The following is a 22,952-nucleotide window of genomic DNA, read 5'->3' on the forward strand; positions in this document are numbered from 1 at the left end:
TTGGGCGTAAGGCAAGGCGCCTTACAGCCACTCCACTTTCAGGATCTCGTAGGCCTTGACGCCGCCGGGCGTGTAGACCTCGACGACTTCGCCCACTTCCTTGCCGATCATGGCGCGCGACAGCGGGGAAGACAGCGAGATGCGGCCTTCCTTCACGTCGGCTTCGTGATCGCCAACGATCTGGTAGCGAGCCTCTTCCTCGGTGTCCTCGTCGACGACGCTGACGGTCGCCCCGAACTTCACCTGCTTGCCCGACAGCTTCGATACGTCGATCACCTGCGCGCGGGCGATCTTGTCCTCGATCTCGGCGATACGGCCTTCGATCCAGCCCTGACGTTCCTTGGCCGCGTGATACTCTGCGTTTTCCGAGAGGTCGCCATGCTGGCGCGCCTCGGAGATCGCGGCGATCACCGCCGGACGCTCGATCGTCTTCAAACGCTTCAGTTCATCGTCGAGGGTTTGATAACCCCCGGCGGTCATCGGCACTTTTTCCATTGCGGATTTTAGCTCGGTTCGCCTTGGGAGGAGTATTCGTCCCGTCGCTGGCGCGCGCGACCGGGGGCTGAGAGGATAGGAGGCGCGTTCACGATAAGCAAGAGGCCGGGAAGCTTCGTCTTTGCCGTAAGGGAATTGGCTGGCGCTTTCCGTCCTCCGCCAGGGCGCGGACGGATCAGAACTCCTGCCAGTCTTCCTTGACAGCCACCGCGGCCGAACCGCGTCCCGGACGAACGGCGGTGTTGGGTCGGGCGCGGGGCGCCGGGGCCGAACTTGCGATGTCAGCGCCTTCGGAGACCTTGAAGCGACCGACCAGCGCCGCCAGTTCGGCGGCCTCGCCCTTCAGCGAATGGGTGGCGGCGGTGGCCTCTTCGACCATGGCGGCGTTCTGCTGCACCACCTGGTCCATCTGGTTCACGGCGGCGTTCACTTCGTGCAGGCCCGTCGACTGGGCGTTGGCCGAGGCGGCGATCTGGTTGACCAGGGTGTCGATGGATGCGACCTGGCCGACGATGCGCTGCAGCGCTTCGCCCGTCTGGCCGACCAGGGCGACGCCGGCCCCGACCTGCTGGGTCGAGGTCGAGATCAGGGTCTTGATCTCTCTGGCGGCCTCGGCCGAACGCTGGGCCAGGGCCCGCACTTCCTGGGCGACCACGGCGAAGCCGCGACCGGCCTCGCCGGCGCGGGCGGCCTCGACCCCGGCGTTCAGGGCCAGCAGGTTGGTCTGGAAGGCGATCTCGTCGATCACCCCGATGATCTGGCCCACCTGATGCGAGGAGCCTTCGATCTGGGTCATGGCGGCGACCGCCTGGTCGACGATCTCACCCGAGCGCTGGGCGTCGCTGCGGGCGGTGGTCACCACATCCGAGGCCTCCTTGGCGCCGGCGGCGGTCTTGCGCACCGTGGCGGTGATCTCGTCGAGGGCGGCGGCGGTCTGTTCCAGGCTGGCGGCCTGCTGCTCGGTCCGGCGCGACAGGTTGTCGGAGGCCTGGGCGATTTCGTCGGCGCCGGCGCTGACGGCGCCGGTGGTCAGCGAGATGGCCCGCATGGCGGCCTGCACGCGCTCGGCGGCGGCGTTGAAGTCGTTGCGCAGCGCCTCATACGCCTGGGCGAAGCGGCTGTTGAGGCGGATGGTCAGGTCGCCCTGCGCCAGGCGCGAGAGCGCCTGGGCTAGGGCGGCGACGGCGTCCGTGCGCTGCTGCTCGGCCTCGGCGTTTTCTTCGGCGTGGCTGGCGCGGCCGGCTTCTTCCGAGCGACGGGCGTTCTCGGCGACGTCATTGGCCGCGCGCGCGGCTTCAACCGCTTGCTCGGCCTCGGCGCGGGCCTTGTTGGCGGTGGCGAACATGCTGTTGATGCTGAAGGTGGTGGCGATCAGGGCGCCGGCCTCGACGATCAGGATCACGGCGTGGACCAGAACGCGGCCCAGGCTGGCCGAGCCGGGGAACACCGCCGCCGGCAACAGGAAGCTCAGGCCCAGATGGTGCACGGCCACCGTGGCGGCCGCGGCGGTTATGACCTTCCAGTCGCAATAGACCACCAGCAGGGCCAGGGCGGCGAAATAGGTCATGTGCATGTCGGTCTGCCAGGCGTGACCGTTCACGGCGGCGACCAGCAACGACACCTGAGCCATCAGGGCCACGCCGGTCAGGGCGCGCCCCGTCGAGCTGGAGCCGGCCGTGTTGTTGGCCACGGTGGCGGCGACGGCCGTGGCCACGGCCGCGAGCGCCAGGCCCAGCAAGGGTCCGTGCACCAGCAGACGGGCCCCGACCACGATGCCGGCGAGCAGCCAGGTGAGGGCCACGACCAGCTTGCCGCCGAGTTGGCGTTGGCTGTCGAGGCTGGAAAGAGCGACGGTCATGACAGGACTTCCTTGGGGGCACAGACGCCAGCGAGATCGGGATCGAGAACCAGCAGGGCGCCGGCCGAGCGGGCGCGTTGCGCCAGATCGATCGGGTCGCCCCGCAGAATGACAATGAAGGGCGCGCCGCCGACGGCGGCGATGCTGCCGGCCGAACCGGCGGCGCTCACGCTCTGGGCCACGCTCCACCACGGCGGAAAGACAGCCGCGACGCGCGACGGATCTTTCGGCTGGGCGTTCACGGACACGGCCGCCAGCAGTCCAGCCACGATCGCTCCGGCGGTCGCGAGCATGGCGCCGACGACTGACGGGCTTTTGGCCGATGTGATCAGGGAGTCCGGCATTGGCGGCGGCTCTAAGGTGGCCCGCCGGAGGATACGGGCGGGACCCTCAAATCCATGCGCGAGATGAGGTTACCTTCGCCTTAACTCCGTTCCCGGCGCGACATTCTGCCCGCCCCTCCCCAGGGCCCTATGAGGCGTAGTCGTAGGGGCCGCCGCGCTTCAGCGCCTCGCGATAGGCGGGGCGGCCATGGATGGCGTCCAGGAACGCCTTGACGCGCGGTCGCGACGCCGCGCCGGCCCGTGCGGCGCCCGCCTCCAGCGGGAAGCTCATCATGATGTCGGCGGCGGTGAAGTGTTGGCCCGCGAACCAGGCGGATTTGCCAAGCTCGGCGTCCCAGTAGTCCACATGGCTCTTCAGCTGCGGATCGATGAAGCTGCTCTGGGCCTTGTTGGCGACAGCCTTGATCAGGCCCCTCAACAGGCCCGGCGCGCGGGTCGGCAGGGCCATGAAGACCAGCTTCAGCAGCAGCGGCGTCATGGCCGAGCCCTCGGCATAGTGCAGCCAGTAGGTGTAGCGCAGGCGTTCCGGCGTTCCGGCGGCGGGGATCAGCCGTCCCTGGCCATAGGTCTCGATGATGTATTCGACGATGGCGCCGGTCTCGGCGATGGTCTTGTCGCCGTCGGTGATCACCGGCGACTTGCCCAGCGGATGAATGGCCCGCAACTCCGGCGGGGCCAGCATGGTGTCGGCGTCGCGCTCATAGCGCTTGACCTCGTAGGGAACGCCCAGCTCCTCCAGCAGCCAGAGCACCCGCTGGCTGCGGGAATTGTTCAGGTGATGGACGATGATCATGGCGCGGTTCTCCGAGAGGTGGTCAGCGTCGCATGACGCTGTGAGGGTCAGTCAAGCCCGATCATCCGCTGTCACCGCTTCGACGATGTGGGCGCGATAGAGCACGGCGATCAGGTCGGTCTGGGTGATCACCCCGATCAGCTTGCGGTCGGCATCGACCACCATGGCCTCGTGGGTGTGGCCGCTGGACAGGATCGGCAGCAGGGCTGCGATCGGGGTCGATTCCATGACCCGGTGCACGAAGGGATCCAGGGCCGCGACCACCTGGCGGGGGCGGTTGGCCTGCAGCTCGGCGCGACGGACCATGCCGATCACCCGGCCGTCGGCGTCGACCACCGGGGCGGCGCGCAGCTCGTGCTGCTGCAGGAAGGCCAAGGCGCTCTCGGCCGACTGGTGCGGATCCACACGAATGACATCGCGGGACATGATGTCGCCGCAGCGGATCTGGGTGTGCAGTCTCTGATGGGCCTGCAGCTCGACTTGGCGGAATAGGGCGTCCAGATCCTCGCGGCTCACATCCAGCAGTTCGCCATAGCGGGCCAGCGCCCTGTCCAGGTCGTCGCGAGTGAAGCCGACGCGCGCGGCGGGCGCCGGATCGCCGGTGTGGTGCGGGCTGGCGGCAACCGGAACCCGGTGCGGATAGGAATGCCCGGTCAGACGGCCCCAGATCATGCCCGCCGAGACCAGCAGCACCGAGTCCAGCAGCACTGGACTGAGCGCGAACAGATAGCCGGCCTCCCTCACCGCCGGGCCGCCGATCACCGCGATCAGGGCCACCGCGCCGCCGGGTGGATGCAGGCAGCCCATCAGCAACATCATGCTGATGGCCAGGCCCACGGCCAGGGGGGCCGCGATCAGGGTGTTGGGAACCAGCAGGGCCACCGTGACGCCAACCAGCGCCGAGACGACATTGCCACCGATCACGCTGCGCGGCTGGGCCAGGGGGCTGGCGGGCACGGCGAAGACCAGCACCGCGGAGGCGCCGATGGGCGCCACCAGCAGCGGATGGGCCAGACTCTCGCCGCCGACGGCCAGTCGTCCCAGCAGTCCGGCGAACAGCAGCCCCAGCAGGGCGCCGACCCCGCCCCGCAGGGCGGCGAGGGGCTGGGCGGGGGTCTTGCCGCGCAGCAGGGTCAGGATCGTGTCGGCCATGGCTCCGGCATAGCCGAGGTCATCCCTGTTGGGGGGCTGATTTTTGTGCGGTCGCTATCAGAAGATGGCGGGCGGCGAAGCCCCGTGAGACGCTAGCCCAGCGCCTTCAGGTCCGGCTCCACCCAGCCGCGTCGGGCCTCGACGCTGAACAGTCGCTCGCGCGACCAGAAGGTCAGCGGCCATTCCTTGTCGCCCATCGGGGTGGCCAGAAGGCGGCTGGCGGCTTCCCCGTCGCCGATCCCGGTCGGCAGGGTCGCCACGAAGGCGCGGATGGCGGTCAGATAGGCCTGGGTGATGGTCTCGTGATAGCCGCCCTTGTCATCGTTCACCCCGCCGACGGCGACATTGTAGGTGCGGATGATGCCCGGCATGTCGCGCTCCAGTCCCGCGTCGCGGGTGCGGACCAGACGCATCGTGGCGGTCAGGTGGGCGGCATGGGTCCACTCGGCCTTGGGCAGCGAATGGTCCAGCAGGCGCTCGGCGAGGCGGGCGACATCGGCGTCGGTGTAGGGGGGCATGGCCTGTGGCTCGCGGGTTTCAGCCGCCGTTTCAAGAGCCGCTGGCGTCCTCCCCCTTCAGGAAGAGGACGCGCGGCTGGGCGGACAACGTTTACTGGTAGCTCTGCAGCGGCCGCACTTCCAGCGCTTCGGCGGGGGCGATGGAGATGGCCTGGGCCGCCGCCAGGGCGCCGGCCGAGGTGGTGTAATAGGGCACCTTCATCATCAGGGCCGTGCGGCGGATCTCGAAGCTGTCTTCCAGGGCCTGCTTGCCTTCGGTGGTGTTGAACACCAGCTGCACGCCGCCGTTCTTCATCACGTCGACGATGTGTGGGCGGCCTTCCAGCACCTTCTTCACATGCTCGACCTGGACGCCTTGGGTGGCCAGATAGGCGCGGGTGCCTTCGGTGGAGAGCACCGTGAAGCCGGCGGCCTGCAGCAGGCGGACGGGCTCGACGATCCAGGGCTTGTCGCTTTCCTTGACCGAGACGAAGGCCGTGCCCTCGCGGGGCAGGGTGACGCCGCCGCCCAGCTGGCTCTTGGCGAAGGCGCGGGCGAAGGCGGGCGCCATGCTGGTCTCGCCCTCGCGCAGCCAGTCCAGGCCCATGACCTCGCCGGTCGAGCGCATTTCCGGGCCCAGGATCGTGTCGACCCCGGCGAAGCGGGCGAACGGGAAGACCGCTTCCTTGACCGCGATATGGTCGTACGGCTTGTCGACCAGGCCAAAGCTCTTGAGCGTCTCGCCGGCCATGATCTTGGCGGCGATGGCGGCCACGGGCTGACCGATGGTCTTGGCCACGAAGGGCACCGTGCGCGAGGCGCGGGGGTTCACTTCCAGCACATAGATGCGCGGGTTTTCGCTGTGCGGCTCCTCGATGGCGAACTGCACGTTCATCAGGCCGCGCACATTGAGGGCCAGGGCCATCTTCACGGTCTGGCGCTTCAGCTCCTCGACCGTTTCGGCCGACAGCGAGAAGGGCGGCATCGAGCAGGCGCTGTCGCCCGAGTGGACGCCGGCTTCCTCGATATGCTCCAGCACGCCGGCCACGAACACGTCGGTCCCGTCGCACAGGGCGTCGACGTCCACCTCGGTGGCGCGGCTCAGATAGTGGTCCAGCAGGATCGGGTGCTCGAACGAGATCTCGCCGGTGTTGGTGATGTAGCGTTCCAGGTGCTCGTGATCGCGGATGATCTCCATGCCCCGGCCGCCCAGCACGTAGGACGGACGCATCACGAACGGGAAGCCGATTTCCTCGCCGGCCACGCGGGCTTCGTCCCAGGTGCGCGCGATGGCGTTTTCGGGCTGGGCGATGTCCAGGCCGTTCAGCAGCTGCTGGAAGCGCTCGCGGTCTTCGGCCAGGTCGATGGCGTCGGGGCTGGTGCCCAGGATCGGCACGCCGGCGTCTTGCAGCGCCTGAGCCAGCTTCAGCGGCGTCTGGCCGCCGAACTGGACGATGACCCCGGCCAGGGTCCCGTTGCTCATCTCGACATGCAGCAGCTCCAGCACGTCCTCGGCCGTCAGCGGCTCGAAATACAGGCGGTCGGAGGTGTCATAGTCGGTCGAGACGGTCTCGGGGTTGCAGTTGACCATGATCGACTCGATGCCGATGGCGTCCAGCGCGAAGGCCGCGTGGCAGCAGCAATAGTCGAACTCGATGCCCTGGCCGATCCGGTTGGGACCGCCGCCCAGAATGACCGCCTTCTTGCGGTTGGTCGGCAGGCTTTCGCACTCGGGGATCTGACCCAGGGCGCCGGTCTCATAGGTCGAATACATGTAGGGCGTCGCAGCGGCGAACTCGCCGGCGCAGCTGTCGATGCGCTTGAACACCGGGCGCACGTTCAGGGCCTGACGGGCCTTGCGGACGGCGGTTTCGTCCGAACCGGCCAGCTTGGCCAGGCGGGCGTCGGAGAAGCCCTGCGCCTTCAGGGCGCGGAAGCCTTGGGCGTCGGTCGGCAGGCCGCCGGCGCGGACCCAGCCTTCCTGGCGCACCAGCTCGGCGATCTGGCGCAGGAACCAGGGCTCATAGGAACAGGCGGCGTTGACCTCTTCGACGGTCAGGCCGTGGCGGAAGGCCTGGGCGATCACGCGGATGCGGTCGGGGGTGGGCATGCCCAGGGCGCGGATCACGGCGGCCTTGCCGTTGTCGGGATCGTCGGCGCCGTGGATCTCGATCTCGTCGAAGCCGGTCAGGCCGGTCTCCAGGCCGCGCAGGGCCTTCTGGACGCTTTCCTTGAAGGTGCGGCCAATAGCCATGACTTCGCCGACCGACTTCATGGCGGTGGTCAGGTGCGGCTCGCTGCCCGGATACTTTTCGAAGGCGAAGCGCGGGATCTTGGTGACCACGTAGTCGATCGAGGGCTCGAACGAGGCCGGGGTCGCGCCGCCCGTGATGTCGTTCTTCAGCTCATCCAGGGTGTAGCCGACGGCCAGGCGCGCGGCGACCTTGGCGATCGGGAAGCCGGTGGCCTTGGAGGCCAGGGCCGACGAGCGCGAGACGCGCGGGTTCATCTCGATCACGACCATGCGGCCGTCGGCCGGATTGACCGCGAACTGGACGTTGGAGCCGCCGGTCTCGACACCGATCTCGCGCAGCACGGCGATCGAGGCCGCACGCATCCACTGATATTCCTTGTCCGTCAGGGTCAGGGCCGGGGCGACGGTGATGGAGTCGCCGGTGTGGACGCCCATCGGGTCGATGTTCTCGATCGAGCAGACGATGATGCAGTTGTCGGCCGTGTCGCGGACGACCTCCATCTCGTACTCTTTCCAGCCCAGGACGCTTTCTTCGATCAGCACCTCGGTGGTGGGCGACAGGTCCAGCCCGCGCAGCACAATCTCCTCGAATTCCTCGAGGTTGTAGGCGATGCCGCCGCCGGTGCCGGCCAGGGTGAAGCTGGGGCGGATGATGGCGGGCAGGCCGACGAAGGCCAGGCCTTCGCGGGCCTCGTCCATGCTGTGCGCGGCCTTGGACTTGGGGCTTTCGAGACCCAGCTTGTCCATGGCGTCACGGAATTTTTGACGGTCCTCGGCCTTGTCGATCACGGCCGCCTTGGCGCCGATCATCTCGACGCCGTACTTGGCCAGGGTGCCATTGGCTTCCAGGGCCAGCGCGGTGTTCAGAGCCGTCTGGCCGCCCATGGTGGGGAGCAGGGCGTCGGGGCGCTCCTTCTCGATGATCTTGGCGACCATCTCGGGCGTGATCGGCTCGATATAGGTCGCGTCGGCCACGTCCGGGTCGGTCATGATCGTGGCGGGGTTGGAATTGACCAGAATGATCCGGTAGCCCTCGGCGCGCAGCGCCTTACAGGCCTGGACGCCCGAATAGTCGAACTCGCACGCCTGGCCGATGACGATCGGGCCGGCGCCGATGATCAGGATCGAGGAGAGGTCTGTTCTTTTGGGCATAGGAGAAAACTCGCGCGCAGAGACACGGTCGCGCACATCCGCGCGCCCGCTGCCGACCATCTTGCAGGTTAAGTCGCCCGTTTAGAGACGGAGTCGGGCCCGCGCAACCCCCGATCCGGAGAGCAAGGTTACCCAGGGAACCGGAGTCGCGGCGGGTTTCTGGCGCGCGGCCCATCTTCCCGCTAAACCCGCGCCATGTTGCGCATTTCCGAACTGAAGCTGCCGCTCGGCCATCCGCCCGAGGCGATGGAGCCGGCGATCCTTGAGCGCCTGGGTCTGCGGGCCGGCGACCTGTTGTCCTGGACCGTCGCGCGCCGGGCCCACGACGCCCGCCGCAAGGCCGCGATCCTGATGGTCTACTCGATCGACGTCACGGTGCGTGACGAGGCGGGGGTCTTGGCGCGCCTGGCCGGCGATAACCATGTGCGCGTGGCGCCCGACACCGAATACCGCCTGATGGCCCGCGCGCCCGAGCCGCTGAACGCCCTGCGTCCGGTGGTGATCGGCGCGGGTCCCTGCGGTCTGTTCGCCGGCCTGATCCTGGCCCAGATGGGCTTCAAGCCGATCATCCTGGACCGTGGCAAGGTGGTGCGCGAGCGCACCAAGGACACCTGGGCGCTGTGGCGGCGCAGCGAGCTGAACCCGGAGTCCAACGTCCAGTTCGGCGAGGGCGGGGCAGGCACGTTTTCGGATGGCAAGCTCTATAGCCAGATCAAGGATCCCCGCCATCTGGGCCGCAAGGTGCTGGAGGAGTTCGTCAAGGCCGGCGCCCCGCCCGAGATCCTGACCGAGGCCCACCCCCACATCGGCACCTTCCGGCTGGTGACCATGGTTGAGTCCATGCGCGAGACCATCGAGGCCCTGGGCGGGGAATATCGCTGGCAGCACCGGGTCGACGAGCTCGACATCGAGACCGCCGCCGACGGCTCGCGCAGGGTGAAGGGTCTGAAGCTCTCGACCGGCGACTATCTGGAGGCCGACCGGGTGGTTCTGGCCGTCGGCCACAGCGCCCGCGACACCTTCCAGAGGCTGTACGACCAGGGCGTCCATATCGAGGCCAAGCCGTTCTCGGTCGGGGTGCGGATCGAGCATCCGCAGTCGTGGATGGACCGGGCGCGCTTCGGCAGCCATGCGGGCCATCCCGACCTCGGCGCGGCCGACTACAGCCTGTCGCATCACTGCGCCAATGGTCGCACGGTCTACAGTTTCTGCATGTGCCCGGGTGGCACGGTGGTGGCGGCGACCTCGGAGCCGGGCCGCGTCGTGACCAACGGCATGAGCCAGTATTCGCGCAACGAACGGAACGCCAATTCGGGCTTCGTGGTCGGCATCGACCCCGAGCGCGACTATCCGGGCCATCCGCTAGCCGGCATCGAATTCCAGCGCAAATGGGAGAGCTTGGCCTATGTGGCGGGCGGTTCGACCTATGCCGCGCCCGCCCAGAAGGTCGGCGATTTCCTGGCCGGCCGCCCCTCGACCGATCTTGGCGAGGTGGCCCCCTCGTACAAGCCGGGCATCACCATGACCGACCTGTCGGCCTGCCTGCCCGCCTTCGCGGTCGAGGCCATGCGCGAGGCCCTGCCGGTGTTTGGTCGCCAGATCGCCGGCTATGACCATCCCGACGTGCTGCTGACCGGGGTCGAGACCCGCACCTCCTCGCCGATCCGGATCACGCGCGGTCAGGACTTCCAGAGCCTCAACACGGCGGGCCTGTTCCCGGCCGGTGAAGGCGCGGGCTATGCCGGCGGCATCCTGTCGGCGGCGGTGGACGGCATCAAGGTGGCCGAGGCGGTGGCGGCGGACTACGCGCGCTAAGGTCTGGTGCGCATGTTCGGTCTGATTGACTCTATGTCAAAAATATCTGACATTGAGTCGACAATTTCAGACATGAAAGGCGCGACGATGCCGCATCGAGAAAAAATGGCCTGGCTGCTGCTGCTGGCGATGCTGGCCGCCTATGTCCCTTACTTCACCTATGTCGCCCTGCGCCCACCGGCCCCGGGGGTGTTACCCAACCTGCCGCAACTGGGGCTGCTGGCGATCACGGCGACCAGTCACGCGCTGATCCAGGGCCTGGGCCGGCTGTGGTTCCGGCTGCGCGCGCCCGAGGACGCCCGGGCGCCGGCCGATGAGCGGGACCTGGCCATCGAGCGTCGCTCCACCACGGCGGCCTATTATGTGATGATGGCTGGCCTGATCCTGGTAGGCGTGGTCATGCCCTTCACCACCAGCGGCTGGGAGATCATCAACGCCGCGCTGTTCATGATCGTGCTGGCCGAGGTCGTGCAGAGCGGCTTGGTCCTGTGGAGCTACGGCCGGAGCCGGGCATGAGCGGCGGCCAGATCGTCAACCAGATCCGCACGCTGCGCTTCCTGGCTGGCGAGATGTCGCAGGCCGAGCTTGGCGCCCGTATCGGCCTGACGCGCCAGACCATCGCGGCCATCGAGGCGGGCAAGTATTCACCCACCCTGGAGGCGGCGTTTCGCATCGCCCAGGTGTTCGACAAGCGGCTTGAGGACGTCTTTCAGTGGACCGGCGGCCAGTAGGATCTCTCAGGACCCCTTGGGCGCGTCCACGGGGGCGGCGGGCGCCTGCCATTCGGCGCCGGCGATCGCGCGCTCATAGCCCAGCTTGAACAGCGCCTCGCGATTGGCGGCCTTGAAGTCCAGGCCCGAGGTGTCGGCTTCGGCGTCGTCGGGGATGGCGGCATAGAGCAGTGACCCGCCGTTGCGGCGGGCGAAGGCGGCGCTGGCGGTCAGGTGTGTGCGCATCTGGGCCTTGCTCATGGTGCTCCAGGCCCGGCCGACAATGGCCAGGGCGCCGCCCCCGGTGAAGGCGAAGGCGCCGCCGATCTTGCCGTTGACGATCACCCGGATGCGACCCGGCCGCGCCTGGCCATGACTGGGGGTGGTCCACAGAAGCAGGGCTTCGGGCGCCACGAAGAACGGCGTCGAGACACCCCCGTCGACGTGCATTTCCGACAGGCGCCGGCCCTTGCCCTCCACCTCGATCAGGGTGGGCGGGAAGACTCCGGGGATGCTGGCCGAGGCCACCAGGACGTCCTGAAAGAGCTTCAGGGCCTTGTCATCGCCACGCGCGGCGATGGCGCCCATGTCCCAGATCACCGTCTGCTCGGTGTCGAGATTGGTGGTGGCGATCAGCAGCCGTCGGCCCCGGGCGTGCTCGGTGGCCACGGCGTACAGCAGGGGCGGGTCGACATAGGTCTCGACCAGGCCGCGCAGGGCGTTGCTGGTGTAGAAGCTGGGCCGGAACAGGATGTCCAGGCCCCGGCGGTCCAGAATGCGTTCGGCGGCGTCGCTGGTGTAGGCCTCGGTCAGGCGCTTGTCCCAGTCGGGGCCCAGGAAGGCGAAGGGGGCGGTCAGGGCCCCGGTCGAGACGCCGGTGACGATATCGAATTCGGGCCGGTCGCCCGCCTTGGTCCAGCCCACCAGCACGCCGGCGCCATAGGCCCCGTTCGATCCGCCGCCCGAGACGGCCAGCACGTCGAACGTATTCTGGCCCGCGGCGCGGGTGCGGGCGGCGTCGGCGAACTGAATGCCGGCGGCCGCGTCGCTGGCGTCGAAGCGCACGTCTGACAGACCCTGCGGCGCGCCCCCGACAATATCACTGGCGGTGAAGGCCTCGCGAGGCAGCGAGCCGCAGGCGCTGAGCATCAGGCTGGCCAGCAGCACGATCAGGAGACGGGTCGTGCGCATGGGGCAACCGGGGTTGGGACAACACTCTCAAGCTAGAGCAGGATCCCCCAAACGCAAATAGGCCGGCGCAAGCGCCGGCCTATAGGAAGCTTTCGAAGAGCGCCGGCGTACCGGCGCTTTTCTGACTGGATTAAGCCTGCAGCTGGCCAGCGGACATCTTGCCGCTGCGCTTGTCTTGTTCCAGTTCGTAGGTGATCTTCTGGCCCTCATTGAGGGTGCGAAGGCCGGCGCGTTCAACGGCCGAGATGTGCACAAAAACGTCCGAGCCGCCGTCATCCGGTTGGATGAAGCCGAAGCCCTTGGTGCCGTTGAACCACTTAACGGTGCCGGTAGCCATGGTGTGTAGTCCTTTGGATAGTAGTCGCCGCCGGAAGCGTTCCGTTCGACGATCAAATTTCGTTGGGGATCGGTAGGCGCGTCCGGCGCTTCCTCGAAGGAAGCATGGAATAGCAGGCCGAACGGCAGCGAATTCGATGGACCCATGATGGGGGCATAAGGCCGCGCCAGCAAGGAGAATCTTGGAGTCTGCTTTTTGGCCGCCACGCGCCCTGCCTTCTGATCTTCACGACGTGATCAAGCCGGGCTTCCATGGCGAAGCCTGTCGAAGTCGGGCGGCGCGTCGAAACAGCCTTGCCGTCGCCGTTATTGAGAGTCATTCTCAATAACCTCTCCAGGCCACAGGAGGCGAGGATGGTATTGCGAACAACCGGTGCGAACTGGCTGACCCTGATGATGCGCGCCGAACGGGCGCGTCGGGGTCTTGATCCGCTGGACAGCGAATGGCTGCTGTACGGCCCGACCGATCCCGACGCCGTGGAGGGCGAGGACGACGAGCCTGGTCTGCTGGCGGCCGAGTAGGCGCTCCGTTTAGGTCAGCGCCTTGCGGGCCGCTTCCCAGTACTGGGCGCCGGTGATCAGGGTGATGATCGCCGCCAGCCACAGCAGGCCGTGGATGGCCAGGGTGGCGGGGCCGACGACGTCCGGGGTGTCGGGCAGGCCGAACGCCGCCCAGGAGGCCAGCACCATCTCGGCGCCGATGGCCACCAGTTGCAGGGTGGTCTTCCACTTGGCCAGCAGGGTGACGGGCAGCTTGATCCCCTTGCCGGCGCCGACCTCGCGCAGCGCGCTGACGGCGAATTCGCGGAACAGGATCAGGCCGGCCGGCAGCACGACCATCGGATTGGGCCCCAGGGCCATCAGGCCCAGCAGGGCGCCGCAGACCAGAATCTTGTCGCCGATGGGATCCAGGATCGCGCCCCAGACCGTGACGGCGTCCAGCTTGCGCGCCAGCCAGCCGTCGAAGAAGTCGGTGATGGCGGCGATCACGAACGCCCAGAACGCCCAGCGTTCCAGCCGCAGCTGATCTTCGCCGGTCAGGCGTTCGCTCAGATAGGGCACCGCGCCGGCGGCGGCGGCCAGCGCCACGAACATGAACAGGGCGACGACAAGGCGCGAGGCGGTGAGGATGTTCGGAAGATTCTTCATGGTGATGTTCTAACGCGGGAAACGGCCAAAGGGCTACGCCGCTGTCAGACCTAAACCATAACGGGCATTTTTCGTGACATGGGACTCACCCACCCTCGCTATACAGAGGAGAGGGAACGAGGCGGGAGTTCGGGATTTTGCGAAGTCTTGATCGCATGAATCTGCTGGATCGTGTCCGGCGCCAGGTCCGGGGGCGCGTCAATTCTGTTCGCGTCCGGCTCATTCTGCTGACGCTCAGCCTGCTGGTTCCCGCGGTGCTGAGCATGGGCTTCCTGCTGGCGGGCGCCGATCGTCAGGGCCGCGCGCAAACCTACCAGCAGATGCTGACCACGGCCCGCGCCCTTTCGGGCACCGTGGATCGGCAGACCGCTGTCGGGATCGCTGTCGTCGAGACCCTGGCCAGCGACCAGGCGCTGCAGAACGGCGACCTGAAGGAGTTTGACGCGCGCGCCCGCCGGGTGGTGGAGCAGCGGTCTGGCTGGGTCGTGGTGACCGACGTCGCCGGCCAGCAGCTCATCAACACCCTGCGCCCCTACGGCGCGCCCCTGCCCATGGTGCAAAGGCCAAGACAGCTGACCCAGGCCCTGATGGTCGGCCAGAGCAGGGTGTCGGATCTGCGGGTTGGCCGGGTGGCCAAAAGGCCGGTGATCACCGTGGGGGCCCGGGTCGATATCAAGGGTCAGCCCCATCTTCTGGCCTATGTGGTCGAGGCCGCCTCGTTCACGTCGGTCTTCCGCCAGCAGCGTGTTCCCGATCGCTGGATCGCCACCCTGGTGGACAGCAACTACAAGGTCATCGCCCGCTCAGCGGACAATGCCACCTGGACCGGTCGCACCATACCGGCCGCGACGCTCGAAAGCCTGAAACGCGCCCGTGAGGGTATCGGCCGGAGCGTATCGCTCGACGGCGTGCCGACCGCGGTGGCCTATACGCGGTCGGCCCAGACGGGCTGGACCCTGATGGTCGCGGTTCCCCGGGCCGAGCTGGATGGCGTGGTGATCCGGTCCGTCGCCGTCGCCACCGGCGTCTTCGGGCTGCTGCTGGTGCTGGGCATCGGCATGGCGCTGTTCGTCTCGCGCGGTATCAATCGCCAGGTCAGCGGCCTGGTCGCCGCCGCCCGCGCGATCGGCGAGGGGCAGCCGGTGGGCGAGTCGACCGGGCGAAGCCTCGAGGAAGTGGCCGCCATCCATGACGCCCTGGCCGTCGCCTCCCATGAACTGAAGACCCGCGAAGACCGCCAGAAGGTGATGATCAACGAGCTGAACCACCGGGTGAAGAACACCCTGGCCACGGTTCAGGCCCTGGCGCGCCAGACGTTCGGCAAGCTGGAAGGGGCGCCGGTCGAGATGTTCACGGAGCGGCTGATCGCCCTTTCGGCCGCCCATGATCTGCTGACCCGCAGCGGCTGGAGCAAGGCCGACCTGGACGAGTTGATGCGCGTCTGCACCCGCGCCCACGGCGAACGGATCGCCTATTCAGGGCCGCCCGTCTCCCTGGATCCCCACACCGCCGTGGCCCTGTCGATGGTGTTTCACGAACTGGCCACCAACAGCGCCAAGTACGGCGCCCTGTCGGCGCCGGCCGGGCGGGTCGGCATCGACTGGCGGATCGATCCGCAGACCCGGGTCCTGACCCTTGTCTGGGTCGAGACGGGCGGCCCCGCCGTGAGCGCGCCCAGCAAGCCGGGTTTTGGCACGCGGCTGATCGACAGCTCGATCCGTCGGGAACTGAAAGGCTCGCCCAGCTTCGACTTCCGGCTCGAGGGGCTGGTGTTCGAGGCGACCCTGCCCTTGCCGGCGGCGGACGCCGTGCGCTGGGCCAATCCGTTCTGAGCATGGCGCCCGACAGCAGAGAGGTCGCCGCCTTCATGGCGCAGGCGGGACTGCCGCCGCGCTTCGCCGCTCTGGCCGCCCGACTCCACATCCCCCTCGCCGCGCGGATCGCCCAAGCGTCTGCTGGACGCGGCAGGCCGCTGGTGGTCGGCCTCTGCGCGCCGCAGGGCGCCGGCAAGTCGACCCTGACGGCGCTGGTGACCCGGCTGTTGCGACGCCGGGGCCTGAAGACCGCCAATCTGTCGCTGGACGACCTCTATCTGACCCATGCGGAGCGTCTGGTTCTGGGCCGAACGGTCCATCCCCTGCTGCGCACGCGCGGGGTTCCCGGGACCCACGACATCCCGCTAGGTCTGAGCGTGCTGGACGCTCTGGCCCATCCGGATCGCGTGCTGTTGCCCCGCTTCGACAAGGCCGCCGACGACCGGGCGCGGGTCGCTGACTTCGAGCCCTTCGAGGGACCGGCGCAGGTGATCCTGCTGGAGGGCTGGTGCGTGGGCGCCCGGGCCCAGCCCCAGGCGGCCCTTGATCAACCGGTCAACGCCCTCGAGCGTGAGGAAGACCCCGCGGGCGTCTGGCGGGGCTACGCCAACGCCGCCCTGGCAGGGCCCTATCGCGCGCTGTTCGACAGGATCGATCTTCTGGTCGCGATGACCGCCCCCGACTTCGCCACCGTCCGCGCCTGGCGGGGCCAGCAGGAGCAGCGCCTGCGCCACGACCTAGCCGCCCAGGGCCATGACCCCCGGCTGGCGATGGACGAGATGGCCCTGGACCGCTTCGTCGCCCACTATCAGCGTCTGACCGAGTGGATCGCCCGCGATCTGCCGCCCCGCGCCGACATCGCCATCCGTCTGGACGCGGACCGTGAGCCTCTTGAGATGCGGGGTCTCTAGAGCATTTTCGAGCGAAGTGGATTCCGGTTCGCGTGAAGAAAATGCGTCAAACAAAGAACTAGAGCTCCGGACTGACGCAGTCAGGACGGAATGCTCTAGTCTTCCACCGTGCGCACGCGGTCGACGACCCGCACGGAATAACAGCGACGCTTGCCCAGTTCGGTGCCGCAGAACCCGGTCTCTTCCGAACCGTCCCGCAGCCTGACCCAACGATCGCGGTTGCACTCGAACCAGCCGTGCTGGAACTCTAGGTGATCGACGTCCTGATGGAACACCGGGACCCTGTCGACCGAATAGAACCGCACCATGCCGCTGAGGCCGCCGAAGCTGCCCCGGCCATTGACCAGCCCGCAGACCCGGCCCGTGCGTGTGGACCAGACGGCGCCCAGATCCAGCGGATTGGTTTGGTTCAGCCGGGTCTTCAGATTGGCCCGCACATGGCCCCATTCGGCCCGGGCCTTGGGCTTTTCGACCAGCATCTGCTCGGCCGTCGCCGGGGGCAGGGTGGCGTTGACGCTTTCCACGCGCATCAGATCGACGATGCCGAACACCAGCGCCCCCAGGATCGCGGCCACGATCACGCCTGAGAGGATACGCGGCAGCAGCGGCATGCGGCGCGGCTTGTCCCAGACCGGTCTCGTCATCGGCGTTCTCCCATCCCCGCGGGCGAGAGTGCGCAGCAGTATTTGGTTTGACAAGCGTAAAAGATTACAGGCTTAAACCTAAGCCTCTGGCTTCGTTCCGTCGGCCGCCCCATCCTCGTCCTCCTCTTCGCGCGCGATGGATTCCGATCGCGGGGGAGGCGGCGGATCGGCGGTAAGGAAGGCGCCCAGCAGCATCATCATGCCGGCCAGTGGAGCCATGGCCCTCTTGGAGCGCTTGGCGTTGCGGATCGCCCGGATCGCGACCGGCGTCAGAATGGCGATGACGGCAAGGGTGAGCAGGATCGCGATCAGATCGGACATGCATCTGATGTGGCCCGCCCGGGCCCGCCTGCAAGGCCGGACTTCAGCTCTTGCGGAAGAAGGCGTGGATGCGCTCGGCCAGGGCCTGGCTGACGCCCTCGACCTTCAGCAGGTCCTCGACCCCGGCGCGGCCGACGCCCTTGGCCGAGCCGAAGGCGTGCAGCAGGGCCTTCTTGCGGCCGGGACCCACGCCCTCGATCTCGTCCAGCGGGTTCTTTTTCAGGTCCATGCTGCGGCGCGTACGGTGGGCGCCGATGGCGAAGCGGTGGGCCTCGTCGCGCAGGCGCTGCAGGTAGTAGAGCACCGGTGATTTCGGCTCGAGCATGAACGGCGTCTTGTCGGGCATGAAGAACCGCTCCAGGCCCGCGTCGCGGTCCGGACCCTTGGCGACGCCCACGACGGCGATGTCGTCGACGCCCAGGTCGGCCATGATCTCCAGCGCCGCGTCCAGCTGGCCCTTGCCGCCGTCGACCAGCACCAGGTCGGGGCGGTTGTCGCTTTGCCCCTCTTCCTCTTCCTTGACCAGGCGGGCGAAGCGGCGCTTCAGCACCTCCTTCATCATGCCGTAGTCATCGCCGGGGGTCAGCTCGGTGCTCTTGATGTTGAACTTGCGGTACTGGCCCTTCATGAAGCCGTCCGGCCCGGCCACGATCATGCCGCCCACGGCGTTGGTGCCCTGGATGTGGCTGTTGTCATAGACCTCGATCCGCTCGGGCGGGGCGTCCAGGCCGAACGCCTCGGCGACGCCGGCCAGCAGCTTGGTCTGGGCCGAGCCCTCCGCCATCTTCCGGCCCAGCGCCTCGCGGGCATTGGTCAGGGCGTGCTGGACCAGATCAGCCTTTTCGCCGCGCCGGGGTACGGCGATCTCGACCTTGCGGCCGCTCTTCAGGGCGAAGGCCTCGGCCAGCAGGGCGCACTCGGCCGGTTCGATATTGGCCAGGATCAGGCGCGGGATCGGCTTGTCGTCATAGAACTGGCCCAGGAACGCGGTCATCGCCTGGGCCTCCTCGCTGACCCCTTCTTCTTCCGCCGCGCCGGTAATGCGGGGGAAGTAGGCGCGGTTGCCCCAGTTCTGGCCGGCCCGGAAGAAGAACACCTGCACGCAGGCCTGGCCGCCCTCGACGTGCAGGGCGACGACGTCGGCCTCCTCCACGGTCTCGGGATTGATCTGGCTTTCCTGGGCCACGGCCGAGAGGGCGCGGATACGGTCGCGCAGGCGGGCGGCGCGTTCGAACTCCAGGTCCTCGGCGGCGGCCTCCATCTCGGCGGCCATGGTCGCCATGACCGCGCGTGACTTGCCCCTCAGAAACGCCTCGGCCTGGTCGACCAGGGCCTGATAGTCGGGGATGCTGACCAGCCCGGTGCACGGCGCGGCGCAGCGCTTGATCTGGTGCAGCATGCAGGGCCGGTCGCGGCTCTCATAGACGCTGTCGCTGCACGAGCGCAGCAGGAAGGCCTTCTGCAGGGTGTTGAGCGTGCTGTTCACCGCCCCGGCGCTGGCGAAGGGCCCGAAATAGTCGCCCTTGATCGCGTGCGCCCCGCGATGCTTGCGCAGCTGTGGCGCGTCATGATCGCGGCGGATCATGATCTCGGGAAAGCTCTTGTCGTCGCGCAGCAGCACGTTGAAGCGCGGCTTCAACGACTTGATCAGGTTGATCTCGAGCAGCAGGGCGTCGGCTTCGGTGCGGGTGGTGACGAACACCATGGCCCGCGTGGCGTCGACCATGTGGGCGATTCGGTTGGTGTGGAAGCGGCCCTGGGCGTACTGGATCACCCGCTTCTTCAGGCTCTTGGCCTTGCCGACGTACAGGACCTCGTCCGCCTCGCCGATCATCCGGTACACGCCCGGCGCGTCAGGCAGGCGCGCGGCCTCGTCCTTGATCAGGTCGGCGCCAGAGAGGCGGGGGGTGGGGGCGTCGTCAGTCACCCCGCTGATATAGGTGAATCGGCGGCGCGGCGCATGTCACACCGTCACGCGACGTGGCGCTTAGGGGAAGTAGACGACCAGCTTGAAGCTGCCGTCGGGGTTGGGTATGCGAACGACCCTGGCGCCTTCGCTTTCGAAGTCGCCCTGGACCTGGTCCACCATGTCGGCGGGCACCTTGTTGACCGTGACTTGGCGAGCCATCGCCGCCTCCCTTTTAAAGGTTCAGATGCGCCGCGACCCTGGCATGAAGGCGCCGATGGGCGGGCCGATAGAGTAGGAGCGATAAGCTGTTCTCTTTCGCCCCAAAGGCCTGGAAGGCCTTGGCCAGCTCCGCCGCCCGCTTCGGGTCTGTCTCGCCGCCAGGTTTTAGGTAGGCTCGCAGGCTGTCCAGGTGCTTGGTGCGCATCCGCGTCGCTCCTATTGAATGTTCAGGTCCTTGACCGCCTGGGTCTGAAGGGCGGGTGGAATACCTATGCCGTAGACCAGTTCGCTTACGCTGCGACCACCGGCGTTGGTGCTCAGCCAAGCCTGCAAATTGGCGGCGTTGGCTGCATTGATAGTTCCGTCGGGGCGCCAATACCGGCGCAACTTCTGGCCCGCGTCGGTATAGCTGTAGTCGCCCTCGGTTACCCGCTTCAGCTCCATCTTTGCGGTGGTGGCGCTCTTGCCGGCGTCCGCCGTCACCTCAGTCAGCGCGCCGGTCAGGGTTCCTGCCGCGTAGTACGCCTTGAGATCGGTCAGGGCGCCGTCCAGCGTGTACTCGGTCACGGGACGGGCCTTGTTCAGGATGATGCGCGCCATCACGACGTCGCGTGAAGCTTCCATCTGGGTCATCAGCGCGGGCAGGGCTTTGCTGAAGAAAAGCTCTTTCTCGACACTGCCTCTGAGGCCCAGGATCACGCTGGCATAGGTCGTGAGATGTGTCTTGGTGCGGGCGCTCTTGGCGAGGGTCGCCGCCGCCGTCGCGCCCGACGCCGCGAGATCGGATCCAACCGCGAAGGACTTCTGGTCCGTCGACAGGTTCTGCGCGAACGCCTGATAGCTCGTCTCGATGGCCGCCACGCACTTGTCGACGAAGGCGTTACGCGCGATGCGCCGTGTCTCGGCATCGCTGCCTTGAGCGTCATAGTCCCTTCTGTCCGGCAGATCATTCTTAGCGATCACGGGGCAGGATGAAACCTTGGCCGCGTCGATGGTCGTGGCGGGCGCGCCCGTAAAACCGCTCACGCACCCACCCAATCCGAGCGCTGACGCCAGGCAAGCAGCCACCATGAAACCTGAACGCATTCTCCGCCCCCATTTGGAAGAACACTGATATCTCACCGTCGCATTAATCTTTTCAACGAACAACCATAAAGTGTTTTTGACATCCCCGATCCGGGTGTCTACGCCGCCCCCATGACCACACGCTCGCTCTTCGTCACCCCGCTCTATGAAGCCAGCCTTTCAGGCGACAAGGACTTCGAGACCTTCATCGACGACCTGCACGACGCCTGCATCGCGGTGGCCGAGGAGGACGAGGCCGGTCAGGCCTGGGCCGAGAAGAAGGGCTATCTGGGCTACACCTCCTACGCCTCGCTGGACGACCTGGCCCAGCGCGACAGCCTGTTCGCCGACCTCAAGAAGAAGCTCGACAAGCACGCGGCGGCCTTCGCCAAGGAGCTTTGCTTTGACCTGGCCGGCGGCAAGCTGGTGATGGACAGCCTGTGGATCAACATCCTCGACCCGGGCGGCCAGCACACCGGCCATATCCACCCGCACAGCGTCATCTCGGGCACGGTCTATGTCACCATCCCGGCCGGCGCCTCGGCGCTGAAGTTCGAGGATCCGCGCCTGCCGATGATGATGGCCGCGCCGACGCGCAACGCCGACGCCCCCGAGACCCTGCAGCCGTTCGTCTATGTGCAGCCCGAGCCCGGCACGATCCTGCTGTGGGAAAGCTGGCTGCGCCACGAGGTGACGCCCAATCAGGCTGAAGAGCAGCGGATCAGCGTCAGCTTCAACTACGCCTGGCGGTAGCGCTTTGCGCCGGTCCACGATATCGCCGGCAGGCGATCCTGGGCCAGGCCGATCCAAAGGAGACACCGTGAGCAAGACGAGCGCCTCGTTCCTGGTGAACTTCTTCGCGGCCACGGCGCTGCTGTATGTGTTCCGCGGCGTGCTGTGGCCCTTCACCCTGGCCCTGGTCCTGGCCATCCTGATCATGGCCCTGAGCGAACGCGTGGAGCGGCTGCTGCCCAAGGCGCGCCGCTGGATGGTCTTCGCCATCACGGCGGTGATCGTCGGGAGCATTATCCTGGCCAGCATCGCGGTCGTAATCGAGGGCGCCTCGCGGATCGTCGGCGAGGTCCCGGCCATGCTGGCCCGCATCGACCAGCTGTTGGCCAGGGTTCGCTTGCCCGAAGGCGGGACCCTCAGCCTGAAGGCCCTGGCCGAGAAGGTCGAGCTGGGACCTTTGGCCGACCGGCTGCTGACCAGCGTCCAGGAGGCTTCCGCCGGCCTGGGTCTGACCCTGATCTTCCTGTTCTTCCTGCTGGTGTCCAAGGCTGCGATCGAAAAGCGCGTGGACCAGATCATCGCCGCGCGCGGCGGCCGTGGCCTGGCCACGGTCCTGGAGCGCAGCTTCTCGGGCGTTCAAAGCTATATGTACGTCCAGTCGATCACCGGCCTGATCATCGCCGTGGGGGCTGGCGTGGTGATGTTCGCCGTCGGCCTGGACAACGCTCTGTTCTGGAGCCTGGTGATCTTCCTGTTCTCCTATCTGCCGGTGCTGGGCGTCCTGATCGGCAGCGTCGGGCCGACCCTGTTCGCGCTGCTGCAGTTTCCAAGCCTGACACCCGCGATCATCGTCTTTGTCGGGATCCAGATCGTCGCGTCGGTGGTCGGCAATCTGGTGCTGCCCAAGATGCAGGCCGACAGTCAGAACATCGACCCGGCCGCCAGCCTGATCGCGGTCGGCATGTGGACGGTGCTGTGGGGCGTGCCCGGCGCCTTCCTGGCCATCCCCCTGGCCTTGGCCCTGATGTACGCCCTGGCCCAGTATGAAGACCTGCGCTGGCTGGCGGTGCTGATCTCGCACGATGGCGATCCCACGCCGATGGAGGTGGGGGAGTAGGCGCGTTGTCGGGCGGAAAAGTGGGCTTTGGCTTTCCGCGAACAGGATGCGAAAGCCAAGGCCTCTAGCCCCGGGTCAATGGAATGGGCGCACCTCGACCGGAGCCCGGCAGGCGACGGCGGCCTTGCGACCCCAGGCCAGGGCCGCTTCCAGGTCAGCGACCTCGAGCACCCAGAAGCCGCCCACATGCTGCCCGGTCGACAGGGAGGGCCCGTCGGTGACCAGGATCTGGCCGTCGGGCTGGGGGCGTAGAGACCTGGCGCGGTGTGGCGATTGCAGCCCGCCCACGAAGACCCTGACGCCCGCGGCGATCATCTCTTCGTTCAGCGCGCTGATCCCGCGCCGCATCGCGGCGTCTTCGACGGACGGATCGTAGTCGTCGGGGCGGAGTATGGTCACCCAATACTGGGTCATGAGGCGTCTCCTGCAGCGCTGTTCCCAGTCTTGACGAACGGGCCAGGCGCAAGTCGACAT

At 67.4% G+C, this 22,952-nt stretch carries 25 protein-coding genes; 8 read left to right on the top strand and 17 right to left on the bottom strand.

The window, feature by feature from the left end; translation table 11 throughout:
- Positions 1-21 precede the first annotated feature (21 nt).
- The 7 genes from greA to carB form a co-directional block, all read right to left on the bottom strand.
- Positions 22-495, bottom strand: coding sequence for a transcription elongation factor GreA (gene greA / locus ACW17V_RS03635; protein ID WP_419320175.1), 474 nt, complete (start codon positions 493-495; stop codon positions 22-24).
- 175 nt (positions 496-670) lie between these two features.
- The gene (locus tag ACW17V_RS03640; protein ID WP_492107526.1) at positions 671-2,353 is read right to left on the bottom strand and encodes a methyl-accepting chemotaxis protein; all 1,683 of its coding nucleotides are present in this window, start codon (positions 2,351-2,353) and stop codon (positions 671-673) included.
- Positions 2,350-2,697 carry a hypothetical protein gene (locus ACW17V_RS03645; RefSeq protein WP_492107527.1) on the bottom strand — a complete coding sequence of 116 codons (348 nt, stop codon included), beginning with the start codon at positions 2,695-2,697 and terminating at the stop codon, positions 2,350-2,352. Before ACW17V_RS03645 ends, ACW17V_RS03640 begins: the two co-directional genes overlap by 4 nt.
- Positions 2,698-2,824: 127 nt before the next feature.
- The gene (locus tag ACW17V_RS03650; RefSeq protein ID WP_492107528.1) at positions 2,825-3,490 is read right to left on the bottom strand and encodes a glutathione S-transferase family protein; all 666 of its coding nucleotides are present in this window, start codon (positions 3,488-3,490) and stop codon (positions 2,825-2,827) included.
- Between the two features lie 51 nt (positions 3,491-3,541).
- Positions 3,542-4,642 (bottom strand): HPP family protein, encoded by a 1,101-nt coding sequence (locus tag ACW17V_RS03655; RefSeq protein ID WP_492107529.1) that lies wholly within the window; start codon positions 4,640-4,642, stop codon positions 3,542-3,544.
- Between the two features lie 92 nt (positions 4,643-4,734).
- Entirely contained in the window at positions 4,735-5,160 is a 426-nt protein-coding gene (locus ACW17V_RS03660; protein WP_492107530.1) for a hypothetical protein, read from the bottom strand.
- A 91-nt stretch (positions 5,161-5,251) separates the two neighbouring features.
- The gene (gene carB, locus ACW17V_RS03665; protein ID WP_492107531.1) at positions 5,252-8,545 is read right to left on the bottom strand and encodes a carbamoyl-phosphate synthase large subunit; all 3,294 of its coding nucleotides are present in this window, start codon (positions 8,543-8,545) and stop codon (positions 5,252-5,254) included.
- A 195-nt stretch (positions 8,546-8,740) separates the two neighbouring features.
- On the opposite strand from carB, the gene ACW17V_RS03670 reads away from it, so the two are divergent.
- From ACW17V_RS03670 to ACW17V_RS03680, 3 genes are all read left to right on the top strand, one after another.
- Positions 8,741-10,360 carry an NAD(P)/FAD-dependent oxidoreductase gene (locus ACW17V_RS03670; RefSeq protein WP_492107532.1) on the top strand — a complete coding sequence of 540 codons (1,620 nt, stop codon included), beginning with the start codon at positions 8,741-8,743 and terminating at the stop codon, positions 10,358-10,360.
- A 105-nt stretch (positions 10,361-10,465) separates the two neighbouring features.
- Positions 10,466-10,876: a hypothetical protein gene (locus ACW17V_RS03675; protein ID WP_492107533.1), complete on the top strand. Its 411-nt coding sequence runs from the start codon at positions 10,466-10,468 to the stop codon at positions 10,874-10,876.
- Complete coding sequence (locus ACW17V_RS03680) at positions 10,873-11,091, top strand: helix-turn-helix transcriptional regulator (RefSeq protein WP_492107534.1); 219 nt, start codon at positions 10,873-10,875, stop codon at positions 11,089-11,091. Before ACW17V_RS03675 ends, ACW17V_RS03680 begins: the two co-directional genes overlap by 4 nt.
- A 6-nt stretch (positions 11,092-11,097) precedes the next feature.
- Here ACW17V_RS03680 and ACW17V_RS03685 read toward each other — a convergent pair whose 3' ends face one another.
- On the bottom strand, positions 11,098-12,261 hold the full coding sequence (locus ACW17V_RS03685) for a patatin-like phospholipase family protein (protein ID WP_492107535.1): 1,164 nt from the start codon (positions 12,259-12,261) through the stop codon (positions 11,098-11,100).
- A gap of 130 nt (positions 12,262-12,391) precedes the next feature.
- Positions 12,392-12,598 carry a cold-shock protein gene (locus ACW17V_RS03690; protein WP_062148808.1) on the bottom strand — a complete coding sequence of 69 codons (207 nt, stop codon included), beginning with the start codon at positions 12,596-12,598 and terminating at the stop codon, positions 12,392-12,394.
- Positions 12,599-12,951: 353 nt separating this feature from the next.
- On the opposite strand from ACW17V_RS03690, the gene ACW17V_RS03695 reads away from it, so the two are divergent.
- Positions 12,952-13,119 (top strand): hypothetical protein, encoded by a 168-nt coding sequence (locus tag ACW17V_RS03695; protein WP_492107536.1) that lies wholly within the window; start codon positions 12,952-12,954, stop codon positions 13,117-13,119.
- Between the two features lie 9 nt (positions 13,120-13,128).
- Here the strand turns inward: ACW17V_RS03695 and pgsA are convergent, their stop codons facing one another.
- Positions 13,129-13,746 carry a CDP-diacylglycerol--glycerol-3-phosphate 3-phosphatidyltransferase gene (gene pgsA / locus ACW17V_RS03700; RefSeq protein ID WP_492107537.1) on the bottom strand — a complete coding sequence of 206 codons (618 nt, stop codon included), beginning with the start codon at positions 13,744-13,746 and terminating at the stop codon, positions 13,129-13,131.
- A gap of 155 nt (positions 13,747-13,901) precedes the next feature.
- Here pgsA and ACW17V_RS03705 point away from each other — a divergent pair, with 155 nt between their 5' ends.
- Positions 13,902-15,578, top strand: a complete 1,677-nt coding sequence (locus ACW17V_RS03705; protein WP_492107538.1) for a sensor histidine kinase — start codon at positions 13,902-13,904, stop codon at positions 15,576-15,578.
- 2 nt (positions 15,579-15,580) lie between these two features.
- Positions 15,581-16,471, top strand: coding sequence for a kinase (locus ACW17V_RS03710; protein WP_492107539.1), 891 nt, complete (start codon positions 15,581-15,583; stop codon positions 16,469-16,471).
- A gap of 95 nt (positions 16,472-16,566) precedes the next feature.
- Here ACW17V_RS03710 and ACW17V_RS03715 read toward each other — a convergent pair whose 3' ends face one another.
- The 6 genes from ACW17V_RS03715 to ACW17V_RS03740 all read right to left on the bottom strand — a co-directional run bounded on the left by ACW17V_RS03715 (position 16,567) and on the right by ACW17V_RS03740 (position 20,650).
- On the bottom strand, positions 16,567-17,115 hold the full coding sequence (locus ACW17V_RS03715; RefSeq protein ID WP_492107540.1) for a hypothetical protein: 549 nt from the start codon (positions 17,113-17,115) through the stop codon (positions 16,567-16,569).
- A 78-nt stretch (positions 17,116-17,193) separates the two neighbouring features.
- A complete protein-coding gene (locus tag ACW17V_RS03720; protein WP_492107541.1) occupies positions 17,194-17,436 on the bottom strand; it encodes a hypothetical protein in 243 nt (80 codons plus the stop codon).
- Positions 17,437-17,479: 43 nt separating this feature from the next.
- Positions 17,480-19,363, bottom strand: a complete 1,884-nt coding sequence (gene uvrC / locus ACW17V_RS03725) for an excinuclease ABC subunit UvrC (RefSeq protein ID WP_492107542.1) — start codon at positions 19,361-19,363, stop codon at positions 17,480-17,482.
- A gap of 60 nt (positions 19,364-19,423) precedes the next feature.
- Positions 19,424-19,564: a hypothetical protein gene (locus ACW17V_RS03730; RefSeq protein ID WP_492107543.1), complete on the bottom strand. Its 141-nt coding sequence runs from the start codon at positions 19,562-19,564 to the stop codon at positions 19,424-19,426.
- A 13-nt stretch (positions 19,565-19,577) separates the two neighbouring features.
- On the bottom strand, positions 19,578-19,769 hold the full coding sequence (locus tag ACW17V_RS03735) for a hypothetical protein (protein ID WP_492107544.1): 192 nt from the start codon (positions 19,767-19,769) through the stop codon (positions 19,578-19,580).
- An 11-nt stretch (positions 19,770-19,780) separates the two neighbouring features.
- Positions 19,781-20,650, bottom strand: coding sequence for a hypothetical protein (locus tag ACW17V_RS03740; RefSeq protein ID WP_492107545.1), 870 nt, complete (start codon positions 20,648-20,650; stop codon positions 19,781-19,783).
- Between the two features lie 111 nt (positions 20,651-20,761).
- Between ACW17V_RS03740 and ACW17V_RS03745 the strand changes: the two genes are divergently transcribed.
- Positions 20,762-21,382, top strand: a complete 621-nt coding sequence (locus tag ACW17V_RS03745; RefSeq protein ID WP_492107546.1) for a TIGR02466 family protein — start codon at positions 20,762-20,764, stop codon at positions 21,380-21,382.
- A gap of 67 nt (positions 21,383-21,449) precedes the next feature.
- Complete coding sequence (locus ACW17V_RS03750) at positions 21,450-22,478, top strand: AI-2E family transporter (RefSeq protein ID WP_492107547.1); 1,029 nt, start codon at positions 21,450-21,452, stop codon at positions 22,476-22,478.
- 75 nt (positions 22,479-22,553) lie between these two features.
- On the opposite strand, the gene ACW17V_RS03755 is transcribed toward ACW17V_RS03750, so the two are convergent.
- Positions 22,554-22,892 (bottom strand): YciI family protein, encoded by a 339-nt coding sequence (locus tag ACW17V_RS03755; RefSeq protein ID WP_492107548.1) that lies wholly within the window; start codon positions 22,890-22,892, stop codon positions 22,554-22,556.
- Positions 22,893-22,952: the final 60 nt, after the last annotated feature.

The organism is Caulobacter sp. FV2ye17ST (genome assembly GCF_058680955.1).